The sequence below is a fragment of the Rathayibacter sp. AY1B7 genome (genome assembly GCF_002932735.1).
GTDB lineage: Bacteria > Actinomycetota > Actinomycetes > Actinomycetales > Microbacteriaceae > Rathayibacter.
The window spans coordinates 1-21177 of record NZ_PSWK01000020.1; the positions used below are offsets into that span (position 1 = coordinate 1).

The window sequence follows — 21177 nt, forward strand, 5'->3', positions numbered from 1 at the left end:
GTGAGGGGGTTCTGGGGCAAGGGGGAGATCCTCCGACGTCCCCTCAGCCCAGGCAGCTGTCCCGTCTCATGCACGAAGCATCGGTGTGCACAGGATCCGAGACGGGTGTGGGGGCGTCGGATCCCGCGCCCTGGGACCGAGGCTCGGCCGCAGGGCTCCACAGAGCGTAAGCGACCGTTACCGATTTGTCACCTTCTCGGCGGGAAGAGACCGCTCTCCCGTTCGCCTCCGGTCACCGGATGCGGTAGGGGCCCGTACGGGCCGCTCCCAGGGAGACGCGGGTCAGACGACGAGGAAGATGTGCGCCGCGACCTCGTTCGGCAGCTCGATGCCCGCCTCGGCGCCGTCGATGCGAGCGAGCACGTAGCCGTTGAGGGCCGAGAACTCGCCCTCGGCACCGGGGACGACGCCGGCCTGCTTGAGCTGGAGAAGGAGCTCCGGATCGACCTGCGCCGGCTCGCCGAGGCGCCGGACGACGCCGCGGCGGGGCTCGCTCGACCCCGCGACGAAGCGCGGCAGGCTGATGACGCCGTCGGCGAAGCGGGAGGCGGGGGTGTCGCCGAGCTCGTCCAGGCCCGGGATCGGATTGCCGTAGGGCGACTCCGTCGGGTGGTCGAGCATCTCGAGGAGACGGCGCTCGACCTGCTCGCTCATCACGTGCTCCCAGCGGCAGGCCTCCTCGTGCACGAACTCCCAGTCGAGCTTGATGACGTCGTGGAGGAGCCGCTCGGCGAGGCGGTGCTTGCGCATGACGTGGATCGCCTTGCGGCGGCCGTCGGAGGTGAGCTCGAGGTGGCGGTCGCCCGAGACGACGACGAGGCCGTCGCGCTCCATGCGACCGACGGTCTGGGACACGGTCGGCCCGGAGTGGCTGAGCCGCTCCGAGATGCGCGCGCGCAGCGGGATGATGTTCTCCTCCTCGAGCTCGAGGATGGTGCGCAGGTACATCTCGGTGGTGTCGATCAGATCCGTCATCTCAGCCTTCCCGTCTCGGCGCGGTCCACCCTAGTGGTCGCCACGACGCAGCATCGGCGCTGCGGCGCGACGCAGGCCTCCGTCGCTCGGAGGAGGGGTGCGGGCCGGGAACCCTAGTATTAACGCATGCCGGACCTCACCATTCCTCGCGAGCTGCTCCCCCACGACGGACGGTTCGGCTGCGGCCCGTCCAAGGTGCGGCACGACCAGCTCGCCCACCTCGCGACGCAGGGCGCGCACCTCCTCGGGACCTCGCACCGCCAGGCGCCCGTCAAGGACCTCGTCGGGCGCGTGCGGGAGCACCTCGCCACGCTGTTCCGCATCCCCGAGGGCTACGAGGTCCTGCTTGGCAACGGCGGCTCGACCGCCTTCTGGGACGCCGCGGCCTTCTCCCTCATCGAGCGCCGCGCCGAGAACCTCACGTTCGGCGAGTTCGGCCAGAAGTTCGCGGCCGCCGCCTCCGCGCCGTTCCTCGAGCCGGCCCACGTCGTCTCCGCCCCGGCGGGGTCCCGAAGCGAGGTCGAGATCGTCGAGGGGATCGACGTGTACGCGTGGCCCCACAACGAGACGAGCACCGGAGTGATGGCCCCGGTCCGCCGGGTCCGCGGCGACGAGGGCGCGCTCACCGTCATCGACGCCACCAGCGCGGCGGGCGGCATCGACGTCGACATCGCCGAGGCCGACGTCTACTACTTCGCCCCGCAGAAGAACTTCGCCTCCGACGGCGGACTCTGGTTCGGCCTCTTCTCCCCCGCCGCGATCGAGCGGATCGAGCGCATCGCGGCGAGCGGCCGCTACATCCCCGAGTTCCTCAGCCTCAAGAACGCCGTCGACAACTCGCGCCTGAACCAGACGCTGAACACTCCGGCCCTCTCGACCCTCCTGCTGATGGAGTCGCAGCTCGAGTGGATGAACGCCGCGGGCGGCCTGGCCTGGGCGTCGGCGCGCACGGCCGAGTCCTCCTCCGCGATCTACGACTGGGCCGAGGCCTCGAGCCTCGCCACCCCGTTCGTCGAGGTGCCCGAGCACCGCTCCCAGGTCGTCGCGACCGTCGACTTCGACGCCTCCGTCGATGCCGCTCTCGTCGCGAAGATCCTCCGCGCGAACGGGATCGTCGACACGGAGCCGTACCGCAAGCTCGGCCGCAACCAGCTGCGCGTGGCGACGTTCGTCGCGATCGAGCCGGACGACGTCCGCTCGCTGCTCGGCTGCATCGACCACGTCCTCGAGCGCCTGGCGGTCTGAGGCACGCCATGCGGCTGTGGCTGCGCGAGGAGGAGCGGCGGCCCGCGCCGCCGCCCTACGCGAGCGACGACGCGACGGCTCTGCTGGTCGGGTGCGTCGTCTGGGCGGTCGCGCTCGTGGCCGTGCTCGTGGCGACGGCCGTCGGAGCCGTCATCGAGCCGGTCGTCCTGTCGACCTTCGTGATCGGACTGGTCCTCGGCACGATCGGGCTGTTCTACAGCCGCAACCGCCGCTAGACCGCGTCGGTCTCCATCCGGAGTCCGGTGCCGTCGGCCTCGGGCTCGAGACGGACGCGCAGGCCGGTGAACTCGCCGAGGCGCTCGACGTGGGTGCCGCCGCACGCGATCGCGGCGTCCCCCGAGGGGAGGGTGCAGCGCCATGTCCGCCGCGTGCTGAGGAGGTCGTCGTCGCGCTCGATGCGCACCTCCGCGTCCGAGGCGATCCACTCGGCGAGGAGGGCGTTCACCCGCTCCTGCACCTCGACGATCTCCGCCAGCAGGCGGGCGGTGTCCATCCCGCTGCGTCGGAGGGACTTGCCGAGGCGGTAGACGTCGGTGGAGCCGGACTCGCGGATCCGCGAGGTCTGGATCGCCGCCTGGTCGAAGTCCGGGTTCCCGAGAGCATCGGTGCGCGCCGGCTTCGACCAGAACGAGGCCAGAGCGGCGTTCAGGGCGAGGGAGGCGAGGTGGCAGGCGGTGTGCCCACGGGAGAGCTCGTGCCGGTGCTCCGCGTCGACCTCGACGTCGACCTCGTCGTCCACGTGGAGTGAGGAGGCGTCGTCGACGATGTGGACGACGACGAAGCTCCACTCCGGAGTGCCGAGCCGCGCCGGGAGCCGCGCGCCGACGTGCAGCTCGCCGCCCTGCCACGCCCCGATGCGGCAGTCGATGAGGGGATGCCGCTCCCCCGCCACGACCAGCGCGCCGCGGTCGGGCCCCTGGTCGGGCCAGGTCGGGTCGACGGGTGAGCGGAGGTCGCATCGAGGACGACCGCCCAGCGGCCGTCCTCCAGCCGGCCCACGTGCTGCACGCGCCCGGAGGAGCGCACGGCGCCGTCGGGATAAGCGATGCGGGTGTCGGAGTCGATGCTCATCGGGCGGCGCCGGACCGGATCAGCGGCGACGTCGACGGCGACGGGTCGTCGGGGCGGGAGCGGGCTCGGGCTCGACGTCGTCGGAGTCCTCGTCGTCGGAGTCGTCGTCCGGGTCGTCGGAGTCGTCCTCGTCCGAGTCCTCGTCGTCCGAGTCGTCGTCGTCGGAATCGTCCTCCGAGTCGTCGTCGTCATCCGAGTCGTCGTCGTCGCCCGCGTCCTCGTCCTCGTCGGAGTCGTCGTCCGACTCGTCGTCGAGGTCGTCTTCCTCGGCGTCCTCGAGCTCGTCCGCGTCCTCGACCTCCTCGCCGAGCGCGTCCTGCGCGGTCTGGTAGTCGGCGAGACGCACGGACCACGGCACCCAGTCCGGAGCGAGGACCGCGCCCTCGCCCGGCAGCAGCTCGACCTCCAGGACGTTCACGTCCTCGGTCTCGTCGATCCGGGAGAGCGTCGCCGTCCACAGCCAACCCGGGTACCCGCGCATGAGGTTCGCGAACTGCAGCGACACGACGTGCTCGTCCTGCGCCAGAGTCGTGACCAGCTCGCCGATCGTCCCCTCGGGGGCGATCTCGGCGAGCGCGGCGCGAGCGACATCGAGAGACCCGGCAAGCACGGCGTCCGCCTCGTAGACGGGCTCGGGAGCCTCGTCTGCGGCGGCCTCGTCCGCCTCCCCCGTGGAAGCGTCGTCGTCAGCCTCGGATGGTTCGGCGATGACGGGACCGGAGTACTCAGCAGAAGTCGCGTCCTCAGCAAGCGCCGCGGCCTCAGCAGAAGTCGCGTCCTCAGCAAGCGCCGCGGCCCCAGCAGAAGTCCCGTCCTCAGCACGAGCCGAGCCGTCAGCAGGAACCGTGTCCTGAGCAGGAGCCGAGTCCTCAGGTGTTCCCGCGTCGTCAGCAGGAACCGCATCGTCAGCGAGGGCCGCGTCCTCAGCAGGAGCCGGCACGGCAGCAGAATCCGTGTCCGCGCCGGGAGCCCTCGCCTCAGCGGCGACATCGTCGGCCGGAAGAGTCTCCTCCGCAGAGGCGGAGTCGTCTCCAAGAGCCCCGGTCATCGGGAGGGCGACGTCGCTCTTACCCTCGCCGGAGGGAGCCTCGTCGACAGGAGCCGCCTCGTCAGCGTTGATCTCCTCGTCGGCTCCGCTCGCGTCCTGGGCGGAGGAGTCCTCCTCGGCGGGAGTCGTGTCCGGCTCGGCGCTGAAGTCGCCCTCCTCCGAGGACTGCTCCACGCGAGCGTCCTCCGTGGTCGGAGCGGCGACGGTCTCCTCGACCGGGCCCTGCTCGTCGGTCGTGCCGTCGGCGTCAGGCATCCAGCTCGTCCGCAACCCGGCGCAGGAGCGCCGCGATCGTGCGCCCGTGCGCCTTGTCGGGGTAGCGGCCGCGCTTGAGCCCCGCGCCGATCCCGTCGAGCAGCTTGACCGTGTCCTCCACGATCACGGACATGTCGTCCGCGGACTTCCGGTTGAGCTTCACCAGGCTCGGCGGGGCATCGAGGACGCGCGCCGAGAGCGCCTGCGCCCCGCGCTTGCCGTCGGCGATGCCGAACTCGAGGCGGGTGCCGGCCTTGACCGCGGTCCCGGAGGGCAGCGCGGAAGCGTGCAGGAAGACCTCCTGGCCGTCATCAGTGCTGATGAAGCCGAAGCCCTTCTCCTCGTCGTAGAACTTGACCTTGCCGGTAGGCATGCAGACCCCTCCTGGAAATGAAGCAGCCATCAGTTTAGTCGACCGGGGCCGCCCTATCCTTGACGGGTGAAGCCACAGGAGCCGGCGGGCGTCGGACGCGCGGAGCGCACGCTCGCCTACATGTTCATCGCGATCATCGTCGTGACGGTCCTCGCGTTCCTCGCGATCCTGGTCGCCCCCGCGCTCGGGATCCGCGAGTACGCCGGCCCGTTCTGGCAGTTCGTCTTCGCTGTGCCGCTGGTGGGCCTGCCCATCGCGTTCCTCATGATGATCGCGATGCTCATCGTGGGGGTCCGGCGCCGCCGCGGGCAGTCCTGATCGGACGCGCTCTCCTCCCGCCGCACCGCCTCCGAGCCGGCGTTCCCCGCCGCCGAGCCGGCACCGAGCGCCCGGACAACCGACTCCCAGACTCCGTACAGCCGACGGCCAGATACTGTCCTGCATGGACGGACCCCGCATTCTCATCGTCGACGACGAGCCCAACATCAGAGACCTGCTCACCACGAGCCTCCGCTTCGCCGGCTTCGCCGTGCGTGCGGTCGGCAACGGGGCCCAGGCGATCTCGGCGGTCCTCGAGGAGGAGCCGGACCTGATCATCCTCGACGTGATGCTCCCCGACATGAACGGGTTCGGCGTGACCAAGCGCCTCCGCTCGGCCGGGTACACCTCCCCCATCCTCTTCCTCACGGCGAAGGACGACACCGAGGACAAGATCACGGGCCTCACCGTCGGCGGTGACGACTACGTCACGAAGCCGTTCAGCCTCGACGAGATCGTCGCGCGCATCAAGGCGATCCTCCGCCGCACCATGCACGCCGAGGAGGACGCGGTCATCCGGGCCGGCGAGCTGACCATGGACCAGGACACGCACGAGGTCCTCGTCGGCGACGAGCCGGTGGAGCTCAGCCCCACCGAGTTCAAGCTGCTCCGCTACCTGATGCTCAACCCGAACCGGGTGCTCAGCAAGGCGCAGATCCTCGACCACGTCTGGGAGTACGACTTCAACGGCGATGCGGGCATCGTCGAGTCCTACATCTCGTACCTGCGACGTAAGCTCGACACGCATTCGGAGGAATCGCTCATCCAGACCAAGCGAGGATTCGGATACATGCTGAAGGTCGCGAAGGCCTAGCCTCCGCCACCTCGGCGCCACCTCCCGCCGGAGGCGCGGCGCCCGCCGATCCCGAGGGAGTTCCACCGCCATGCACCAGGGTCTGGCCGAGCGGTGGAACTCCATCTCGTTGCGCACGAAGATCACCGCGGTCACGGTCCTCCTGCTCACGCTGGGACTCCTCGTCTCCGGGATCGGGACGATGACGATGCTGAAGCCGCAGCTCGTCGCCCAGCTCGACGCACAGCTGGCCGACCAGGTCCAGCGGACGGCGAGCGACCTCTCCGTCAACGACTTGGCCGCGATCGACGAGTCCAAGGCCGATTTCGGCGCCGTCTACGACCAGTACGGCACGCTCGACAACACGAACGCGTCCGGCGCGGCCGACCCCGCCTTCCCGCAGACCTTCACCCTCGAGCAGGCGCTGCAGGGCGGCGACAAGCCGATGGAGATCTGGAGCTCCAACGGCAAGGTCGAGTACCACGTCATGTCGACGGTGTTCACGAGGGGCACCGAGTATCAGACGCTCCTGCTCGCGGTGTCGACCCGCAGCGTCGACGTCATCATGACGACGTACCTCACGATCTTCCTCGGCTTCGGAGTCGCGATCGTCGTGATCGGCGCACTCCTCACCCGCCTGCTGGTCACCACCACCTTCGCCCCGCTGCGCGAGGTCGAGCAGACCGCCGCCGCCATCGCCGACGGCGACTTCAGCCAGCGCCTGGACGGCACGACACCCAACACCGAGGTCGGACGCCTCAACCGCTCCCTGAACGCGATGCTCGGGCGGATCGACTCCGCCTTCCGCGACCGCGCCCGCACGATCGACCAGATGCGCCGCTTCGTCGGCGACGCCAGCCACGAGCTGCGAACGCCGCTGGTCTCGGTCCGCGGCTACGCCGAGCTGTACCGGATGGGCGCTCTGCAGACGCCCGAGGCCGTCGGCCAGGCGATGGAGCGCATCGAGAAGGAGGCGATCCGGATGGGCGGCCTGGTCGAGGACCTCCTCGAGCTCGCCCGCCTCGACGAGACGAAGCCTCTCGCACTCGCGCCCGTCGATCTGATGCCGCTCGCCCGCGACGCCGCGATGGACGCGATAGCCTCCTGGCCCGACCGCGACTTCGGCGTCGAGACCCGCGACGACACCCCCGTGGAGACGCCCGCGCTCGAGCCCGACGAGGCCGGCGCCTCCGCCACGCAGACCATGGAGCTGACGAACCCCGGGCTCACCGGCCCGATCGCCGCTGCAGGAGCGAGGCTCGCCCGATTCCGCCGGCGTCCGCGACGGGTCAACGCCGAGGAGATCGCCGCCGGCACCGCCACCGCCCCCGAGGAGCCGGGCGTGCCGGCGATGGTGATGGCGGAGGAGAACAAGATTCGCCAGGTCCTGACGAACCTGATCGGCAACGCCGTCCGCTACACGCCCGAGGACACTCCGATCGAGATCGGCGTCGCCGTCGACCGCTCCCGCCGCCTCGCACTCCTGGAGGTCATCGATCACGGCGAGGGCATCCCGCCGCAGATCCGCGAGAAGATCTTCCAGCGCTTCTGGCGCGCGGACACCTCGCGGACCCGCGAGACCGGCGGCAGCGGCCTCGGGCTGGCGATCGTGTCCTCGATCGTCGCCGCACACAAGGGCCGCGTGGACGTCGTCGAGACGCCGGGCGGAGGCGCGACCTTCCGCGTCGCGCTGCCGCTCTTGACGGTCGGCCAGAACGGCGAGACCTCCCCCGCCTCGGTCTGATCTGCACCGCGGTCCGTCCTTCCTCGGGGGCCCCTTCGGTCCGAGCTCTCCCGTCGACGTCCGCGAGCGGCACAGATCGATCCGCTCGAGCGACCGTGACCTCGCCGACCCGGCCCGCACGGCCGCGCACGGCTCACTCTCTCCTCTTGGGGACCAACGGGCGGCGAGCCCGCCCAGACCGCTGGAGATGAGACCCGACGCTCGACGGATGCCGCGTCACCGGATCCTGCGGCATCGCCGTCCGCATCCGTTCGGCCGAAGACATCTCCGCCCTGACCCCGTACGTCGCGACCCGCACCGGCGCACCCCACGCGCTTCTGGTGCCGGTGTCCGCTGAGGAGACCGAGGCGGCGCGGAGGGCTGTGCCACCGCAGGAGGACCGCCGTTGTGGTCGCGGAGCGGATTCAGAACCACCTGCCGGTCCGGTCGCCTGCTGCTCGCTCAGATGCCTCCGGAAACGCCGAAGGCGGCCCCCCCGGAGGGGAACCGCCTTCTGCGTGGTGGGGGGACGGACTAGAAGTCCATGCCTCCGGTGGGGTCGCCGCCCGCGGCGACCGGGTTCTTCTCGGGCTTGTCGGCGACGACGGCCTCCGTGGTGAGGAAGAGACCGGCGATCGACGCCGCGTTCTGCAGAGCGGAGCGCGTGACCTTGACCGGGTCGATGATGCCCGCGGCGATGAGGTCGACGTACTCGCCGGTCGCGGCGTTGAGGCCGTGTCCGGTGGGCAGCTCGCGGACCTTCGCAGCGACGACGCCGGGCTCCATGCCCGCGTTGAGGGCGATCTGCTTGAGCGGAGCGTCGATGGCGACCTTGACGATGTTCGCGCCGGTCGCCTCGTCTCCGACGAGCTCGAGCTTCTCGAAGGCGAGCTTGCCGGCCTGGATGAGGGCGACGCCACCACCGGCGACGATGCCCTCCTCGACGGCGGCCTTCGCGTTGCGGACGGCGTCCTCGATGCGGTGCTTGCGCTCCTTGAGCTCGACCTCGGTCGCCGCTCCGGCCTTGATGACCGCGACGCCGCCGGCGAGCTTCGCGAGGCGCTCCTGGAGCTTCTCGCGGTCGTAGTCGCTGTCGGTGTTCTCGATCTCGCCGCGGATCTGCGCGACGCGGCCGGCGATGGCCTCGGCGTCGCCGGCACCCTCGACGATCGTGGTCTCGTCCTTGGTGATGACGACCTTGCGGGCCGAGCCGAGCAGGTCGAGGGTGACGTTCTCGAGCTTGAGGCCGACCTCCTCGGAGATGACCTGGCCGCCGGTGAGGATCGCGATGTCCTGGAGCTGCGCCTTGCGACGGTCGCCGAAGCCGGGGGCCTTGACGGCGACCGACTTGAAGATGCCGCGGATCTTGTTGACGACCAGGGTCGCCAGCGCCTCGCCGTCGACGTCCTCGGCGATGATCAGCAGCTGCTTGCCCGCCTGGATCACCTTGTCGACGACCGGGAGCAGGTCCTTGATGTTCGAGACCTTGGAGTTGACGATGAGGATGTAGGGGTCCTCGAACACCGCCTCCTGGCGGTCGGGGTCGGTCACGAAGTACTGCGACAGGTAGCCCTTGTCGAAGCGCATGCCCTCGGTGAGCTCGAGCTCGGTGCCGAAGGTGTTCGACTCCTCGACGGTGACGACTCCCTCCTTGCCGACCTTGTCGATCGCCTCGGCGATGATCGCGCCGATCTCGGGGTCCGCGGCGGAGATGGAGGCGGTCGCCGCGATCTCCTCCTTGGTCTCGATCGCCTTCGCGCCGGCGATGAGCTCGGCGGTGACGGCCTTGACGGCCTTCTCGATGCCCTTCTTGAGGCTGATCGGGTCGGCGCCGGCCGCGACGTTGCGCAGGCCCTCGCGGACGAGCGCCTGAGCGAGGACGGTCGCGGTGGTGGTTCCGTCGCCGGCGACGTCGTCGGTCTTCTTGGCGACCTCCTTGACGAGCTCGGCGCCGATCTTCTCGTACGGCTCGTCGAGCTCGATCTCCTTGGCGATGGAGACGCCGTCGTTCGTGATGGTGGGAGCGCCCCACTTCTTCTCGAGGACGACGTTGCGGCCGCGCGGGCCGAGGGTCACCTTGACCGCGTCGGCCAGAGTGTTGAGTCCACGCTCGAGGCCGCGGCGGGCTTCTTCGTCAAAAGCAATGATCTTGGCCATGTGTGTTTCTCGTCCCTCCCGGACGTCGTGAAATGTCTGTGCTGGCACTCGACCGGAGCGAGTGCCAAGGTCGATTCTGGCACTCGCGGTGGACGAGTGCAAGCGACCGGCACGCGCTCCGACACGAAGGAGCCGCCGCCCGCACGAGGCGGACGACGGCTCCCGGGAGGCTCGGCGGTCAGGCCGGGCGGACCGATTCGGCCTGGGGGCCCTTCGACCCCGTGCCGACCTCGAACGCGACCTGCTGCCCCTCCTCGAGGACCTTGTACCCCGACATGTCGATCGCGGAGTAGTGGACGAAGACGTCCTGTCCGCCGCCGTCGACCGTGATGAAGCCGTAGCCCTTCTCAGCGTTGAACCACTTGACGGTTCCGTTCGCCATCTCTGTACTCCCCAGTGCTGTGATGCCCGCGGCACGAGCGATGTGCTGGTGCCTGGTCAGGAATACTAATCCGGCTATCGGCCCCGGGAGGGGCGGGAGAGGGCCTCGCGGGGAAGAGTTGCCCGGGATTCAACACGGAGGAAACGTGCCCGTAACAGAGGGCCCCGATCAGCCCTGCTCGGACGCGTAATCGGCCCCCAGGACCACGACGACGGAGCCCGTCTCGACGAAGTCCTGCGAGAGCAGGACGGTCCCCGTTCCGAGCGAGTCGACGAGACCGAGGGCCGCTCCCTCGAGCGCCGGGTCGGTGAAGTAGACGGTCGTGGCGGCGATGTCCTCGGTGTTCGCGTTCGCGACGGTCGGGACGCTCCAGCCGGCCGTCGTCAGGGCGTCGCCGGCGCTGGCGGCGAGTCCGACGGTGGCGGTGCCGTTGAGGATGGCGACGGCGAGCTCGGGATCGAGCGTCGCGGCAGCGGTCGGAGTCGCCTCCGCGGTCGCGGTGGGCGGAGTGAACACGTCTGTGAACTGCACCCGGTCGTCGATGACCAGCAGCCCGATGAAGCCGAGCAGGACGATGACTCCGGTGGCGAGCGCGGCCCAGGCGAGGGCGACGGCGCGGGCGTGAGGGGCCGGCGGCCGGCGGTGGGCGCCGACGCGCGCCTCCGTCGCCGGGACCTCGTCGAAGCGGTCTCTCGGGTGCGTGTTCGACATCGGGGGTACGGCCGGCCTTCCGTTGGTGGACTCGAGCAGCTCGTCTACTCGAGGCGCCCGAGGCGTCGCGAGGCGCGGGCGCCGGCGCGCTGGTCGCGGATGCGCTGCAGCCGCGTGACGAGCATCGGGTCGTGCCCGAGGGCAGCCGGAGAGGCGAGCACCGCGCTGAGCACCTGATAATAGCGGGCGGCCGACAGTCCGAACTGGGAGCGGATGGCGTCGTCCTTGTCCCCGGAGCGGGCCGTCCACTCGCGCTCGAAGGCGAGCACCCGCAGCTCGCGCTCGGACAGACCGGTGCCCGGCCTCGGGTCCGTCGTCCTGCTCATCCCCCCAGGGTAGGCAGGCCCACGGCCGCCGCCGGGGAGGCGCTCCGAACACCTCGTGACCGTGTCGCGGCATGGAGGCGGGGAGTCTCCTCCACAGCCCGCGGAGGCGGAATGGAGCCGTCGCCCCGGGGGTTGGACCAGGTGGAGGGGCGCGACCGCCCCCGTACACTGACGAGGATTCCGAGGGAGACCCATGTCGTCGTATTCCGTGAACAAGTCCGACGCCGAGTGGCGCGAGGAGCTCGACCGCGACCAGTACGCGGTCCTGCGCGAAGCGGCCACCGAGCGCCCGTGGACCGGCGAGCTGCTCGACGAGCACCGCTCCGGCCTCTACACCTGTGCCGCCTGCAACGCCGAGCTCTTCAAGAGCGGCACCAAGTTCGACTCCGGCTGCGGCTGGCCGAGCTTCTACGAGTCCGTGAACCCGGACGCGGTCCAGCTGATCGAGGACAGCACCCTCGGCATGGTCCGCACCGAGGTCCGTTGCGCGAACTGCGGATCCCACCTGGGACACGTCTTCCCCGACGGCTTCGGCACGCCCACCGGCGACCGCTACTGCATGAACTCGATCGCCCTGAACTTCCAGGCCGAGGGCGAGTGACCGTGTCCTCCTCCCCCGTGCTCGAGGCCGTCCTCGCGCGCCGATCGCGCTCGAAGGTGACGCCGGAGGCTCCGGGGCACGACGAGATCGCGGCGTTCGTCTCGGCGGCGTCGCGTCTCGCCGATCACAGCTCGCTGCGCCCGTGGCGGGTCATCGAGATCCGCGGCGCCGCCCGCGACCGGGTCGGCCGCAGCTTCGCGGTCGCCTCGGGGGCGAAGAAGGACCCGCGGAAGTACATCGAGAAGACGCACCGCGCCTCCCTGCTGCTGGCCGTCGTGGTCAGCGTCAAGAAGTCGAAGGTGCCGGCCTGGGAGCAGGAGGCCGTCGCCTCGGGTGTCGCCCACCTCCTGAGCCTGCTGCTCGACGAGGCGGGCTGGGGCGTCTTCTGGCGCACCGGCTCCTACACGCGCGACAAGGCCGTGCGGAAGGCGCATCGCCTCGAGAAGGGCGAGGAGCTGCTCGGCTGGCTCTACGTCGGCCGTCCCGACGGGAAGATCGGCGGCCCCAAGCGTCCCGCTCCCGCCGAGCGGCACCTCAGCATCCTCGAGCCGTGAGACGCGGCGGGCCCCGATCCGGGCGGATCCGGGGCCCGCGATAGGGTGGCCGGGCGCGCGAGCGCACCTGCCGACGTGGCGCAATTGGTAGCGCACCCGACTTGTAATCGGGCGGTTACGGGTTCAAGTCCCGTCGTCGGCTCAGGAGAGCAGAAGGCCCCGACCGCTGTGTGCGGTCGGGGCCTTCTGCATGCGCGGGGCTCCTGCGCGTCCGGGGCTCAGCCCGCGGCGGCCGGAGTGGGCTCGGAGGAGGCCGGAGCCTCGGTGGAGACCGGGGCGTCGGTGGAGACCGGGGCGTCGCCGGGAGCCGGGGTCTCGGTCGACGCGGGCGTCTCGGTCGAGGCGGGCGTGTCGCTCGGCGCCGGGGTCTCGGAGGAGGTGGGCGCGGGAGTCGCCGACGAGTAGGAGTCGGCGGCGGCCGAGAGCACGAAGGAGCTGAAGGCGTCCGGGTCGGTCAGCGAGCCCGAGTACGCCTCGCCGTTGACCAGGACGGTCGGGGTGCCCGTGACAGCGGGCACGTCCGTGCCGCGCAGCGGACCCGATGTGGCGCGCTCAGTCGCGGCGCGGACCCAGCTCACGAAGCTCTGGTCGTCGATGCAGGTGTTCACGGCCGCCGTGTCCTCGACGCCCGCCTGCGAGGCGTAGTCCTTCAACTGGTCGTCCGAGAGTCCGTCTGTCCCCTCCGCCGGCTGGTTGGCGAACAGCAGGGAGTTGAAGTCGAAGAACGAGTCGGGCGAGCGGTCCGCGACGCACGCGGCGGCGTTGGCCGAGCGCTCCGAGTACTTGGTGCCGTTCGAGCGGGTCGTGAGGATGGCGATCGGGTGGATCTCGACCGTCGCGGCACCGCTGGTCACCCACTCCTTGATCTGGTCGCCGTTGGTCTTCTCGAACTGGCCGCAGTAGGGGCAGAGGTAGTCGAGGTAGACCCGGATGTCGACCGTGCCGGCCGAGGTGTCGAGCGCGCTGGGGGTGGGCGTCCCGTCGGCGGCGACGGCACCGCTCGTCTGCGCGACCATGTTCTCGCCGATGACGACACCGTCGCTCGCCATGTTCGCCGGGCCCGGGCCCGCGGGGCGGATGCTCGAGGTGACGGCGAAGACCACGATCACGACGACCGCGATCACGACGGCGGCGAGCCCGCCCTGCAGGGCGAAGCGGCTCACGCGGTCGCGGCGCTTCTGCTGCTCGCGCAGGCGGCGCGCCTTCTCTCGGGCGGCCTCTCGTCGCTGGTTCTTCGAGAGACGGTCGTTGGCTCCGCCGGTGGTCATGACAAGAACGCTCCGAATGAGAGAGGGGGAAGAAGGGGGTCGCCGGGCGCGACTCGCCGGAATCCTACGCGCGAGCCCTGGGAAACCTCCAAACGACGGATACGCGGTGCCCGACCGACGACTGTCGGCCCCGTGGCATACTGTGACGGTTGGTCGGAGTCGCCCACGCGATGATGACCATCACTTCCATTCACTCGGATCGTCCGGCACGTACCTGCCGGTGAAGGAGCAAGAACAATGGCGTCCGTAACTTTCGACCACGCGTCCCGCGTCTACCCCGGGGCCACTCGCGCCTCCGTCGACAAGCTCAACCTCGAGGTGGGCGACGGCGAGTTCCTCGTCCTCGTCGGCCCCTCCGGCTGCGGCAAGTCCACCTCCCTCCGCATGCTCGCCGGCCTCGAAGAGGTCAACGAGGGCCGCATCCTCATCGGCGACCGCAACGTCACGGACGTTCCGCCGAAGGACCGCGACATCGCGATGGTCTTCCAGAACTACGCGCTGTACCCGCACATGTCGGTCGCCGAGAACATGGGCTTCGCGCTCAAGATCGCCGGCGTCAACAAGGACGAGCGCGCCGCGCGGGTCCTCGAGGCCGCGAAGATGCTCGATCTCGAGCCCTACCTGAACCGCAAGCCGAAGGCGCTCTCCGGTGGCCAGCGCCAGCGCGTCGCGATGGGCCGCGCCATCGTCCGCAAGCCCCAGGTCTTCCTCATGGACGAGCCGCTGTCGAACCTCGACGCCAAGCTCCGCGTGTCCACCCGCACCCAGATCGGCACGCTGCAGCGCCGCCTGGGCATCACCACGGTCTACGTCACCCACGACCAGACCGAGGCGCTCACCATGGGCGACCGCATCGCGGTCCTCAAGGACGGCCTCCTCCAGCAGGTCGGCTCGCCCCGCGACCTGTACGAGAACCCGAACAACGTCTTCGTGGCCGGCTTCATCGGCTCGCCCGCGATGAACCTGTTCCACGCGGACGTCACCGACGGCGGCGTCAAGTTCGGCGACACCGTCCTCCCGATCGCCCGCGAGGCGCTCGCGAAGACGAGCCAGAAGGTCGTCACGCTCGGCGTGCGACCCGAGGACGTCACCGTCTCGACCCAGCCCGGCGGACTGCCAATCGAGGTCGACCTCATCGAGGAGCTCGGCTCGGACGGCTACCTCTACGGCCACACCGAGGTCGAGGGCCGCCGCACCGACATCGTCGCGCGCGTCGACGGCCGCGTGCACCCGACCGCGGGCGACCGCGTGTACGTGACCGCGAACCACCGCGTGCACATCTTCGACGCGGAGTCGGGCGAGCGCCTCTCCTGAGCCTCCTCCTGCACCGCACGCTGCCGCCGTCCCCTCCAGGGCGGCGGCAGCGTCGTCTGCGGCTCCCCCACCGTCCGACACGCGACACGAACGGCGCACCATGTCCGGCTCCCTGAACATCACCTCGGCCACCGTCGACCCGGCCCTGCTCGACCTGCCGTGGAACCTGCGGCTCGACGACTGGCCCGACGAGTACATCGCCGCCCTGCCGAAGGGCATCTCGCGGCACACGGTCCGCTTCGCCCACCTCTCCGGTCACGTCGTCGCCGTCAAGGAGACGACCGCCGAGATGTCGCGGCGCGAGTACGAGATGCTGAAGACGCTGCAGCGCCTCGACGTGCCGTGCGTGGTGCCGGGCGCCGTGATCACGAACCGCACCGACGACGAGGGCGAGGCTTTGCCCGCCGTGCTGGTCACCCGTCACCTCAAGTTCTCGCTCCCCTACCGGGCGCTCTTCTCGCAGACGCTGCGGCCGGACACGGCGACCCGCCTGGTCGACGCGCTGGCGCTCCTCCTGGTCCGCCTGCACGTGATCGGCTTCTTCTGGGGCGACGTCTCGCTCTCGAACACTCTCTTCCGGCGCGATGCCGGCGCCTTCGCCGCTTACCTGGTCGATGCGGAGACCGGGCAGCTCTACTCGGGCGGCCTCTCGAACGGCCAGCGCGAGAACGATCTGGAGATCGCCCGCGTCAACATCGCCGGCGAGCTGCTCGACCTCGAGGCCGGCGGACGCGTCGACGACGACCTCGATCCGATCACGGTCTCCGACGGCATCGTCGCGGCGTACCGCAGCCTCTGGAAGGAGCTGACCGGTGCCGAGTCGTTCGCGACCTCGGAGCGCTGGCGGATCAACGACCGCGTGAACCGGCTGAACGAGCTGGGCTTCGACATCGAGGAGCTCGCGATCAAGACCGACGAGGCCGGGTCCACGGTGCGGATCCAGCCGAAGGTGGTCGACGCCGGCCACCACCAGCGGCGGCTGCTCCGTCTCACCGGGCTGGACGCGCAGGAGAACCAGGCGCGGCGCCTGCTCAACGACCTCGACTCGTACACGGCGACCTACGACAAGCAGGGCCTGGACGAGGAGATGGTGGCGCACGAGTGGCTGGCGCAGGTGTTCGAGCCGGTCATCCGCTCGATCCCCCGTGATCTCAAGGGCCGCCTGGAGCCGGCCGAGATGTTCCACCAGCTGCTCGAGCACCGCTGGTTCATGTCGCAGCAGCAGGCGCGCGACGTCCCCCTGGCGGAGGCGGTCACCGCCTACGTGAACGACATCCTGCGTCACCGCCGCGACGAGGCGACGGTCATCGCTCCTCCCACCGAGGCGCTGACCCTCCCGAACCTCGTCCTCGACGAGTCCGGCGACGCCGAGCTCACCGACGAGGACGCCGACGTCGACTGGACGAAGAACGTCTGACCCCCCCCCCACCACCGCAAGAGGGCCCGCGCTGTCAGCACGGGCCCTCTCCGCATTCCCCCGGCTCGCTCGCCGCAGGCGGCGCCCCTCGATCCGCTCGCCGCAGGCGGCGCCTGTGACATCCAGACCCGTAGCGCGGGTGCCGGCGCGGTGAGCTGCAAGGCGGAGGAGGAAGCGATACCGGCGGTATCGCGCCCGACGACAACGCCGCAGATCGCCGTGCCGGCGCCCGCGCGGGGAGCTGCAAGGCGGAGGAGGAAGCGATACCGGCGGTATCGCGCCCGACGACAACGCCGCAGATCGCCGTGCCGGCGCCCGCGCTACTCGGAGGCGGAGCGGAGTTTGGAGATCTCGTAGAGCGCGACCGACGCCGCGATCCCGGCGTTGAGGGATTCGGTGGCGGAGCTGATCGGGATGGAGACGACGGCGTCGCACTGCTCGGTGACGAGGCGGGAGAGGCCCTTGCCCTCGCTGCCGACGACGACGAGGAGCGGCCGGTCGGCGAGTTCGAGGCCGGGGAGCATCACCTCGCCGTCGCCGTCGAGTCCGATGACGAAGACGCCCGCGCGCTTGAAGTCCTTGATCATGGCGGTGAGGTTGGACGCCATCGCAACGGGGATGCGTGCGGCGGCTCCGGCGGAGGTCTTCCAGGCGGCGGAGTTGAGGCCCACGGAGCGGCGCTGCGGGACGATGACGCCCTGTCCGCCGAACGCGGCGACGGAGCGGATGATCGCTCCGAGGTTGCGCGGGTCGGTGATGCCGTCGAGGGCGACGAGGAGGGGGACCGCTCCGCGGGAGACGCTGCGCTCGAGCAGGTCGCTCGGGTGGGCGTACTCGTAGGGCGGCACCTTCAGCACGAGGCCCTGGTGCACGGAGTCGGGGCCGGCGAGGCGGTCGAGCTCCGGGCGCATGACCTCGAGCACGGGAAGGCCGCGGGCGGTGGCGATCTTGAGCGCCTCCTTGACCCGGTCGTCCATCTCGATGCGGGTCGCGAGGTAGAGGGTGGTGGCCGGGATGCTGGCGCGCAGCGCCTCGAGGACCGAGTTCCGGCCCGTCACCATCTCGAAGTCGTCGCCGCTCTTGGGCTTGCGCGACGGGGCGGGCCGCCCCTGTCCGCGGGCGGCCGCGGAGAGGGCTCCGCCGGGGCGGCCCTTGCCGCCGGCGGCGACGAAGCGCTCGCGCGCGAGCTTCGCCTTGCCTGCGGGGTGGTAGGGCCGGTCCTCGGCCTTGGGCGTGGGCTTCTTGCCCTCGAGGGCCTGACGGCCCTGACCGCCGGAACCGACGGCCTTGCCCTTGCTCTTCTTTCGGACCGCTCCGGGGCGGCCGGGCTTATTCGCCATCGAGACTCCAATGCGCACCCGTCTGGGTGTCTTCGATCGTGATTCCCGCCGCGGCGAGATCGGTTCGGATGCGGTCGGCGCTCGCCCAGTCGCGCTGCTCGCGCGCGGTCTGGCGTTCGGCGACCAGGCGGTCGACCAGCACGCTGAGCGCGCGGTACGAGGGTTCGTCGTCGGAGCGCGCCCACTCGGGCGCCTCCGGGTCGATGCCGAGCACGGCCGCCATCGCGAGCACCTGGGTGCGCAGGGCCGAGACGGAGCCGAGGTCCTCGGCGTCGAGGGCGGCGTTGCCGGCGCGCACGGTCTCGTGCAGGACGCCGATGGCCTGCGGGACGGACAGGTCGTCGTCCATCGCCTCGGCGAACTCCTCCGGAACCACCGGCTCGCCGAGCGCGGCGAACCGCGTGCCGTCGAGGCGGCGGCGGGAGCGCTCGAGGAAGCCCTCGATCCGCTCCAGCGCCGCTTCGGCCTCCTCGAGGGCCCCGTCGTGGAACTCGAGGGTGGAGCGGTAGTGGGCCGAGCCGAGGTAGTAGCGGACGACGAGCGGGCGGGCCGCCTCGAGCAGCTCGGAGGCGAACACCGAGTTGCCGAGCGACTTGCTCATCTTCTGGCCGATGACGGACACGAGGCCGTTGTGCAGCCAGTAGCTGGCGAAGGCGTGGCCGGCGGCGCTGGACTGGGCGAGCTCGTTCTCGTGGTGGGGGAAGCGCAGGTCGAGCCCGCCGCCGTGGATGTCGAACTGGGTGCCGAGGTACTTCGTCGACATCGCGGAGCACTCGATGTGCCAGCCGGGGCGGCCGGCGCCCCACGGCGAGGCCCAGGCGGCCGACTCGGGCTCCTCCGGCTTGGCGCCCTTCCAGAGAGCGAAGTCGTGCGGGTCGCGCTTGCCGCGCGGGTCGGCGTCGGTCGCCGCCTCCATGCTCTCGAGGCGCTGGTGGGTGAGCGAGCCGTAGTCCGGCCAGGACCGCGTGTCGAAGTAGACGTCGCCGGAGTCGTCGGGCGCCGGGTAGGCGTGACCGCGCTCGATCAGGGTCTGGATGAGCGTGATCATCTCGGCGATGCTCGCGGTCGCGCGCGGCTCGTAGGTCGGCGGGAGGATGCCGAGGGCCGTGTACGCGGCGGTGAACTCGAGCTCCACGCGGTAGGCGAGGGCCCACCACTGCTCGACCGGCGCGCCCTCGGGCGCCCGACGCCGCGCGTCCTCGGCGATGGCGAGGATCTTGTCGTCGATGTCGGTGACGTTGCGCACCAGGGTGACCTGGAAGCCGCGGTACGCCAGCCAGCGGCGCAGCTGGTCGTAGGCGAGGGCGGAGCGCAGGTGCCCGATGTGGGGCGAGGACTGCACGGTGGGTCCGCAGACGTACATCCCGACCTCGTTCTCGCGGAGGGGGACGAAATCGACGAGGGCCTGGGCCTTCGAGTCATGCAGTCGCAGAGTCACGCGGGCGAGTTTACCGGGCGGACCGCTCCCGGCCGGGTCGGCGGCTCCGCCCGGGGACTACCGGGCGACAGCGGGGGTGGGGAGGACGAGTGCCGTCGCGGTCGCGGCGACCCCCTCGCCCCGGCCGGTGAACCCCAGCGCGTCCGAGGTGGTGGCGGCGACGCTGACCGGTGCGCCGAGCAGCTCCGAGAGCAGCCTCTGCGCCTCCTCGCGCCGCGGCGAGAACTTCGGGCGGTTGCCGATGAGCTGCACCGAGACGTTGCCGATGGCGAAGCCGGCGGCCTCCACCAGCTCGCGGGTCGCGCGGAGGAAGACCTCGCCGTGGGCGTCCGCGAAGCGCGGGTCGGCCGTGCCGAAGCGGGAGCCGATATCGCCGAGACCCGCCGCCGCCAGGAGCGCGTCGCAGATCGCGTGGGCGACCGGGTCGCCGTCGCTGTGCCCGGACAGGCCCCGCTCCCCCGGCCAGTGCAGCCCGGCGAGCCAGAGCGGCGACGCGTCGTCGAACGCGTGCACGTCCGTGCCGATGCCGACGCGCGGCACGACGACGACGGGCGGCGGTGCGAGCACCTGCTCGGCGCGGGCCAGGTCCCAGGGGGTGGTGATCTTGAAGGCGAGCGGGTCGCCGGCGACGACGATCGAGGGACTGCCGCGCGAGGCGAGGAGCGCCGCGTCATCGGTGAAGTCCTCCTCCGCCGAGGCGTAGGCCTCGTCGAGGAGCGCGCGCGGGAAGCCCTGCGGCGTCTGCACCGCGGCGAGCTCGGAGCGGTCCACCGTGCCGAGGATCCCGCCGTCGGCGCGGATGCGCTTGATCGTGTCGGTAACCGGCAGACCCGGGATCACTCCGCCGCCCGTCTCCCGGACCGCCGCGATCACCCGCTCGAACTGGTCGACGGGCGTGAGGGCGCGGGCGGCGTCGTGCACGAGCACCGTCTCGATGGCCGGACCGAGCGCCCGGAGCCCTCGAGCGACCGACTCCTGGCGGCTGGCGCCTCCGGCGACGACGCTGACGGAGCCGTCCGGGGCTCCGGCGGCGTGCGTCAGAGCGGCCGTCTCCTCGAGGAGGGCGGCGGGAGCCACGACGATGATCTGGACCGGCTCCGCAAGCAGCAGCACCGTGCGCAGGCTGCGCTCGAGGATCGTCCTCCCCGCGCAGTCGACGTAGGCCTTGGGGCGCTCGCGGCCGAGCCTCGTGCCGCTGCCGGCGGCGACGACGACGACGGCCGCGGTCGGCGCGCCGGCCGGACCGTTCAGGATGCGAGGACCTCGTCGAGGAGCACGGAGGCGGCGTCCTCGTCGGTCTTCTCGGCCAGGGCGAGCTCGGAGACGAGGATCTGGCGGGCCTTGGCGAGCATGCTCTTCTCCCCCGCCGAGAGGCCGCGGTCGCGGTCGCGGCGGGTGAGGTCGCGGACGACCTCGGAGACCTTGACGACGTCTCCGGACCCGAGCTTCTCGAGGTTGGCCTTGTAGCGGCGCGACCAGTTGGTCGGCTCCTCGACGACCTCGGCGCGCAGGACCTCGAACACGCGCTCGACGCCCTCGCGGCCGATCACGTCGCGGACGCCGACCAGGTCGACGTTGTCGGCGGGCACCTCGATGACGAGGTCGCCCTGCGCGACGCGGAGCTTCAGGTACGTCTTCTCCTGGCCCTTGATCGTCCGGGTCTTCACCTCGGCGATCGTGGCGGCTCCGTGATGGGGGTAGACGACCGTCTCTCCGACCTCGAACTGCATGCGACGTCCTTTCAGCGGCGGACAGATTACCATGCGCGCCGAGCGGGACGGGAGTCCGGACGGGCGGAGCCGCGGTGCTCGCTACGCTAGCCTGGTGTCGGCTCGTGCACAGTGAAG

Annotated in this window: 22 protein-coding genes and 1 tRNA gene; 10 read left to right on the forward strand and 13 right to left on the reverse strand. The window is 70.9% G+C overall.

All coding sequences use genetic code 11. The features are described from left to right. Positions 1 to 282: 282 nt before the first annotated feature. The gene (locus C5C95_RS11695) at positions 283 to 975 is read right to left on the reverse strand and encodes a metal-dependent transcriptional regulator (protein ID WP_104224606.1); all 693 of its coding nucleotides are present in this window, start codon (positions 973 to 975) and stop codon (positions 283 to 285) included. Between the two features lie 126 nt (positions 976 to 1101). On the opposite strand from C5C95_RS11695, the gene serC reads away from it, so the two are divergent. Together serC and C5C95_RS11705 are read left to right on the forward strand one after the other, a co-directional pair. Next, the gene (gene serC / locus C5C95_RS11700) at positions 1102 to 2220 is read left to right on the forward strand and encodes a phosphoserine transaminase (protein WP_104324487.1); all 1119 of its coding nucleotides are present in this window, start codon (positions 1102 to 1104) and stop codon (positions 2218 to 2220) included. 8 nt (positions 2221 to 2228) lie between these two features. Next, complete coding sequence (locus C5C95_RS11705) at positions 2229 to 2456, forward strand: DUF2530 domain-containing protein (RefSeq protein WP_104324488.1); 228 nt, start codon at positions 2229 to 2231, stop codon at positions 2454 to 2456. Here C5C95_RS11705 and C5C95_RS11710 read toward each other — a convergent pair. The 3 genes from C5C95_RS11710 to C5C95_RS11720 form a co-directional block, all read right to left on the reverse strand. Then, complete coding sequence (locus C5C95_RS11710; RefSeq protein WP_104324489.1) at positions 2453 to 3133, reverse strand: metal-dependent hydrolase; 681 nt, start codon at positions 3131 to 3133, stop codon at positions 2453 to 2455. The genes C5C95_RS11705 and C5C95_RS11710 overlap by 4 nt on opposite strands. Before the next feature lie 198 nt (positions 3134 to 3331). Then, positions 3332 to 4615: a DUF3027 domain-containing protein gene (locus C5C95_RS11715; protein WP_258071960.1), complete on the reverse strand. Its 1284-nt coding sequence runs from the start codon at positions 4613 to 4615 to the stop codon at positions 3332 to 3334. Beyond that, positions 4608 to 4988, reverse strand: a complete 381-nt coding sequence (locus tag C5C95_RS11720; RefSeq protein ID WP_104224602.1) for a cold-shock protein — start codon at positions 4986 to 4988, stop codon at positions 4608 to 4610. Before C5C95_RS11720 ends, C5C95_RS11715 begins: the two co-directional genes overlap by 8 nt. A gap of 66 nt (positions 4989 to 5054) precedes the next feature. Between C5C95_RS11720 and C5C95_RS11725 the strand changes: the two genes are divergently transcribed. From C5C95_RS11725 to C5C95_RS11735, 3 genes are all read left to right on the forward strand, one after another. Further along, positions 5055 to 5306, forward strand: coding sequence for a hypothetical protein (locus C5C95_RS11725; protein ID WP_258068853.1), 252 nt, complete (start codon positions 5055 to 5057; stop codon positions 5304 to 5306). 124 nt (positions 5307 to 5430) lie between these two features. Further along, positions 5431 to 6120 (forward strand): response regulator transcription factor, encoded by a 690-nt coding sequence (locus C5C95_RS11730; protein ID WP_055787731.1) that lies wholly within the window; start codon positions 5431 to 5433, stop codon positions 6118 to 6120. Between the two features lie 70 nt (positions 6121 to 6190). Beyond that, entirely contained in the window at positions 6191 to 7843 is a 1653-nt protein-coding gene (locus tag C5C95_RS11735) for a HAMP domain-containing sensor histidine kinase (RefSeq protein ID WP_104324490.1), read from the forward strand. A 513-nt stretch (positions 7844 to 8356) separates the two neighbouring features. Here the strand turns inward: C5C95_RS11735 and groL are convergent. From groL to C5C95_RS11755, 4 genes are all read right to left on the reverse strand, one after another. Next, positions 8357 to 9979 (reverse strand): chaperonin GroEL, encoded by a 1623-nt coding sequence (gene groL, locus C5C95_RS11740; protein WP_104224600.1) that lies wholly within the window; start codon positions 9977 to 9979, stop codon positions 8357 to 8359. Between the two features lie 178 nt (positions 9980 to 10157). Then, positions 10158 to 10361: a cold-shock protein gene (locus tag C5C95_RS11745; RefSeq protein WP_104224599.1), complete on the reverse strand. Its 204-nt coding sequence runs from the start codon at positions 10359 to 10361 to the stop codon at positions 10158 to 10160. Positions 10362 to 10529: 168 nt separating this feature from the next. Continuing rightward, on the reverse strand, positions 10530 to 11072 hold the full coding sequence (locus tag C5C95_RS11750; protein WP_104266885.1) for a LytR C-terminal domain-containing protein: 543 nt from the start codon (positions 11070 to 11072) through the stop codon (positions 10530 to 10532). Between the two features lie 44 nt (positions 11073 to 11116). Next, positions 11117 to 11398, reverse strand: a complete 282-nt coding sequence (locus C5C95_RS11755) for a DUF3263 domain-containing protein (RefSeq protein ID WP_104324491.1) — start codon at positions 11396 to 11398, stop codon at positions 11117 to 11119. A gap of 193 nt (positions 11399 to 11591) precedes the next feature. On the opposite strand from C5C95_RS11755, the gene msrB reads away from it, so the two are divergent. The 3 genes from msrB to C5C95_RS11770 all read left to right on the forward strand — a co-directional run bounded on the left by msrB (position 11592) and on the right by C5C95_RS11770 (position 12695). Then, positions 11592 to 11999 (forward strand): peptide-methionine (R)-S-oxide reductase MsrB, encoded by a 408-nt coding sequence (gene msrB / locus C5C95_RS11760; protein WP_104255437.1) that lies wholly within the window; start codon positions 11592 to 11594, stop codon positions 11997 to 11999. Continuing rightward, entirely contained in the window at positions 11996 to 12553 is a 558-nt protein-coding gene (locus C5C95_RS11765) for a nitroreductase family protein (protein WP_104226480.1), read from the forward strand. Before msrB ends, C5C95_RS11765 begins: the two co-directional genes overlap by 4 nt. A 69-nt stretch (positions 12554 to 12622) precedes the next feature. After that, positions 12623 to 12695 (forward strand) — tRNA-Thr (locus C5C95_RS11770). Between the two features lie 76 nt (positions 12696 to 12771). Here C5C95_RS11770 and C5C95_RS11775 read toward each other — a convergent pair. Then, the gene (locus C5C95_RS11775) at positions 12772 to 13821 is read right to left on the reverse strand and encodes a thioredoxin domain-containing protein (protein WP_104324492.1); all 1050 of its coding nucleotides are present in this window, start codon (positions 13819 to 13821) and stop codon (positions 12772 to 12774) included. 237 nt (positions 13822 to 14058) lie between these two features. On the opposite strand from C5C95_RS11775, the gene C5C95_RS11780 reads away from it, so the two are divergent. Both C5C95_RS11780 and C5C95_RS11785 read left to right on the forward strand, forming a co-directional pair. Beyond that, on the forward strand, positions 14059 to 15135 hold the full coding sequence (locus tag C5C95_RS11780) for an ABC transporter ATP-binding protein (protein ID WP_104224593.1): 1077 nt from the start codon (positions 14059 to 14061) through the stop codon (positions 15133 to 15135). A gap of 100 nt (positions 15136 to 15235) precedes the next feature. After that, positions 15236 to 16552 (forward strand): DUF4032 domain-containing protein, encoded by a 1317-nt coding sequence (locus C5C95_RS11785; RefSeq protein ID WP_104226481.1) that lies wholly within the window; start codon positions 15236 to 15238, stop codon positions 16550 to 16552. 320 nt (positions 16553 to 16872) lie between these two features. Here the strand turns inward: C5C95_RS11785 and rlmB are convergent, their stop codons facing one another. Genes rlmB through C5C95_RS11805 form a run of 4 tightly spaced genes read right to left on the reverse strand, consistent with a single transcriptional unit; the run spans position 16873 to position 21060 of the window. After that, entirely contained in the window at positions 16873 to 17892 is a 1020-nt protein-coding gene (gene rlmB / locus C5C95_RS11790) for a 23S rRNA (guanosine(2251)-2'-O)-methyltransferase RlmB (protein WP_104324493.1), read from the reverse strand. After that, a complete protein-coding gene (gene cysS / locus C5C95_RS11795; protein ID WP_104226483.1) occupies positions 17882 to 19330 on the reverse strand; it encodes a cysteine--tRNA ligase in 1449 nt (482 codons plus the stop codon). The genes rlmB and cysS overlap by 11 nt, the downstream gene beginning before the upstream one ends. 57 nt (positions 19331 to 19387) lie before the next feature. Next, positions 19388 to 20584, reverse strand: coding sequence for a 2-C-methyl-D-erythritol 4-phosphate cytidylyltransferase (ispD, locus tag C5C95_RS11800; protein WP_104324512.1), 1197 nt, complete (start codon positions 20582 to 20584; stop codon positions 19388 to 19390). Further along, a complete protein-coding gene (locus C5C95_RS11805) occupies positions 20578 to 21060 on the reverse strand; it encodes a CarD family transcriptional regulator (protein ID WP_104224589.1) in 483 nt (160 codons plus the stop codon). Before C5C95_RS11805 ends, ispD begins: the two co-directional genes overlap by 7 nt. Positions 21061 to 21177: the final 117 nt, after the last annotated feature.

Coding starts and splice junctions, on each gene's coding strand:
- C5C95_RS11695 (WP_104224606.1), bottom strand. CDS start 975: ATGACGGATCTGATCGACACCACCGAGATGTACCTGCGCACCATCCTC.
- serC (WP_104324487.1), top strand. CDS start 1,102: ATGCCGGACCTCACCATTCCTCGCGAGCTGCTCCCCCACGACGGACGG.
- C5C95_RS11705 (WP_104324488.1), top strand. CDS start 2,229: ATGCGGCTGTGGCTGCGCGAGGAGGAGCGGCGGCCCGCGCCGCCGCCC.
- C5C95_RS11715 (WP_258071960.1), bottom strand. CDS start 4,615: ATGCCTGACGCCGACGGCACGACCGACGAGCAGGGCCCGGTCGAGGAG.
- C5C95_RS11720 (WP_104224602.1), bottom strand. CDS start 4,988: ATGCCTACCGGCAAGGTCAAGTTCTACGACGAGGAGAAGGGCTTCGGC.
- C5C95_RS11730 (WP_055787731.1), top strand. CDS start 5,431: ATGGACGGACCCCGCATTCTCATCGTCGACGACGAGCCCAACATCAGA.
- C5C95_RS11735 (WP_104324490.1), top strand. CDS start 6,191: ATGCACCAGGGTCTGGCCGAGCGGTGGAACTCCATCTCGTTGCGCACG.
- groL (WP_104224600.1), bottom strand. CDS start 9,979: ATGGCCAAGATCATTGCTTTTGACGAAGAAGCCCGCCGCGGCCTCGAG.
- C5C95_RS11745 (WP_104224599.1), bottom strand. CDS start 10,361: ATGGCGAACGGAACCGTCAAGTGGTTCAACGCTGAGAAGGGCTACGGC.
- C5C95_RS11750 (WP_104266885.1), bottom strand. CDS start 11,072: ATGTCGAACACGCACCCGAGAGACCGCTTCGACGAGGTCCCGGCGACG.
- C5C95_RS11755 (WP_104324491.1), bottom strand. CDS start 11,398: ATGAGCAGGACGACGGACCCGAGGCCGGGCACCGGTCTGTCCGAGCGC.
- msrB (WP_104255437.1), top strand. CDS start 11,592: ATGTCGTCGTATTCCGTGAACAAGTCCGACGCCGAGTGGCGCGAGGAG.
- C5C95_RS11775 (WP_104324492.1), bottom strand. CDS start 13,821: ATGACCACCGGCGGAGCCAACGACCGTCTCTCGAAGAACCAGCGACGA.
- C5C95_RS11780 (WP_104224593.1), top strand. CDS start 14,059: ATGGCGTCCGTAACTTTCGACCACGCGTCCCGCGTCTACCCCGGGGCC.
- C5C95_RS11785 (WP_104226481.1), top strand. CDS start 15,236: ATGTCCGGCTCCCTGAACATCACCTCGGCCACCGTCGACCCGGCCCTG.
- rlmB (WP_104324493.1), bottom strand. CDS start 17,892: ATGGCGAATAAGCCCGGCCGCCCCGGAGCGGTCCGAAAGAAGAGCAAG.
- C5C95_RS11805 (WP_104224589.1), bottom strand. CDS start 21,060: ATGCAGTTCGAGGTCGGAGAGACGGTCGTCTACCCCCATCACGGAGCC.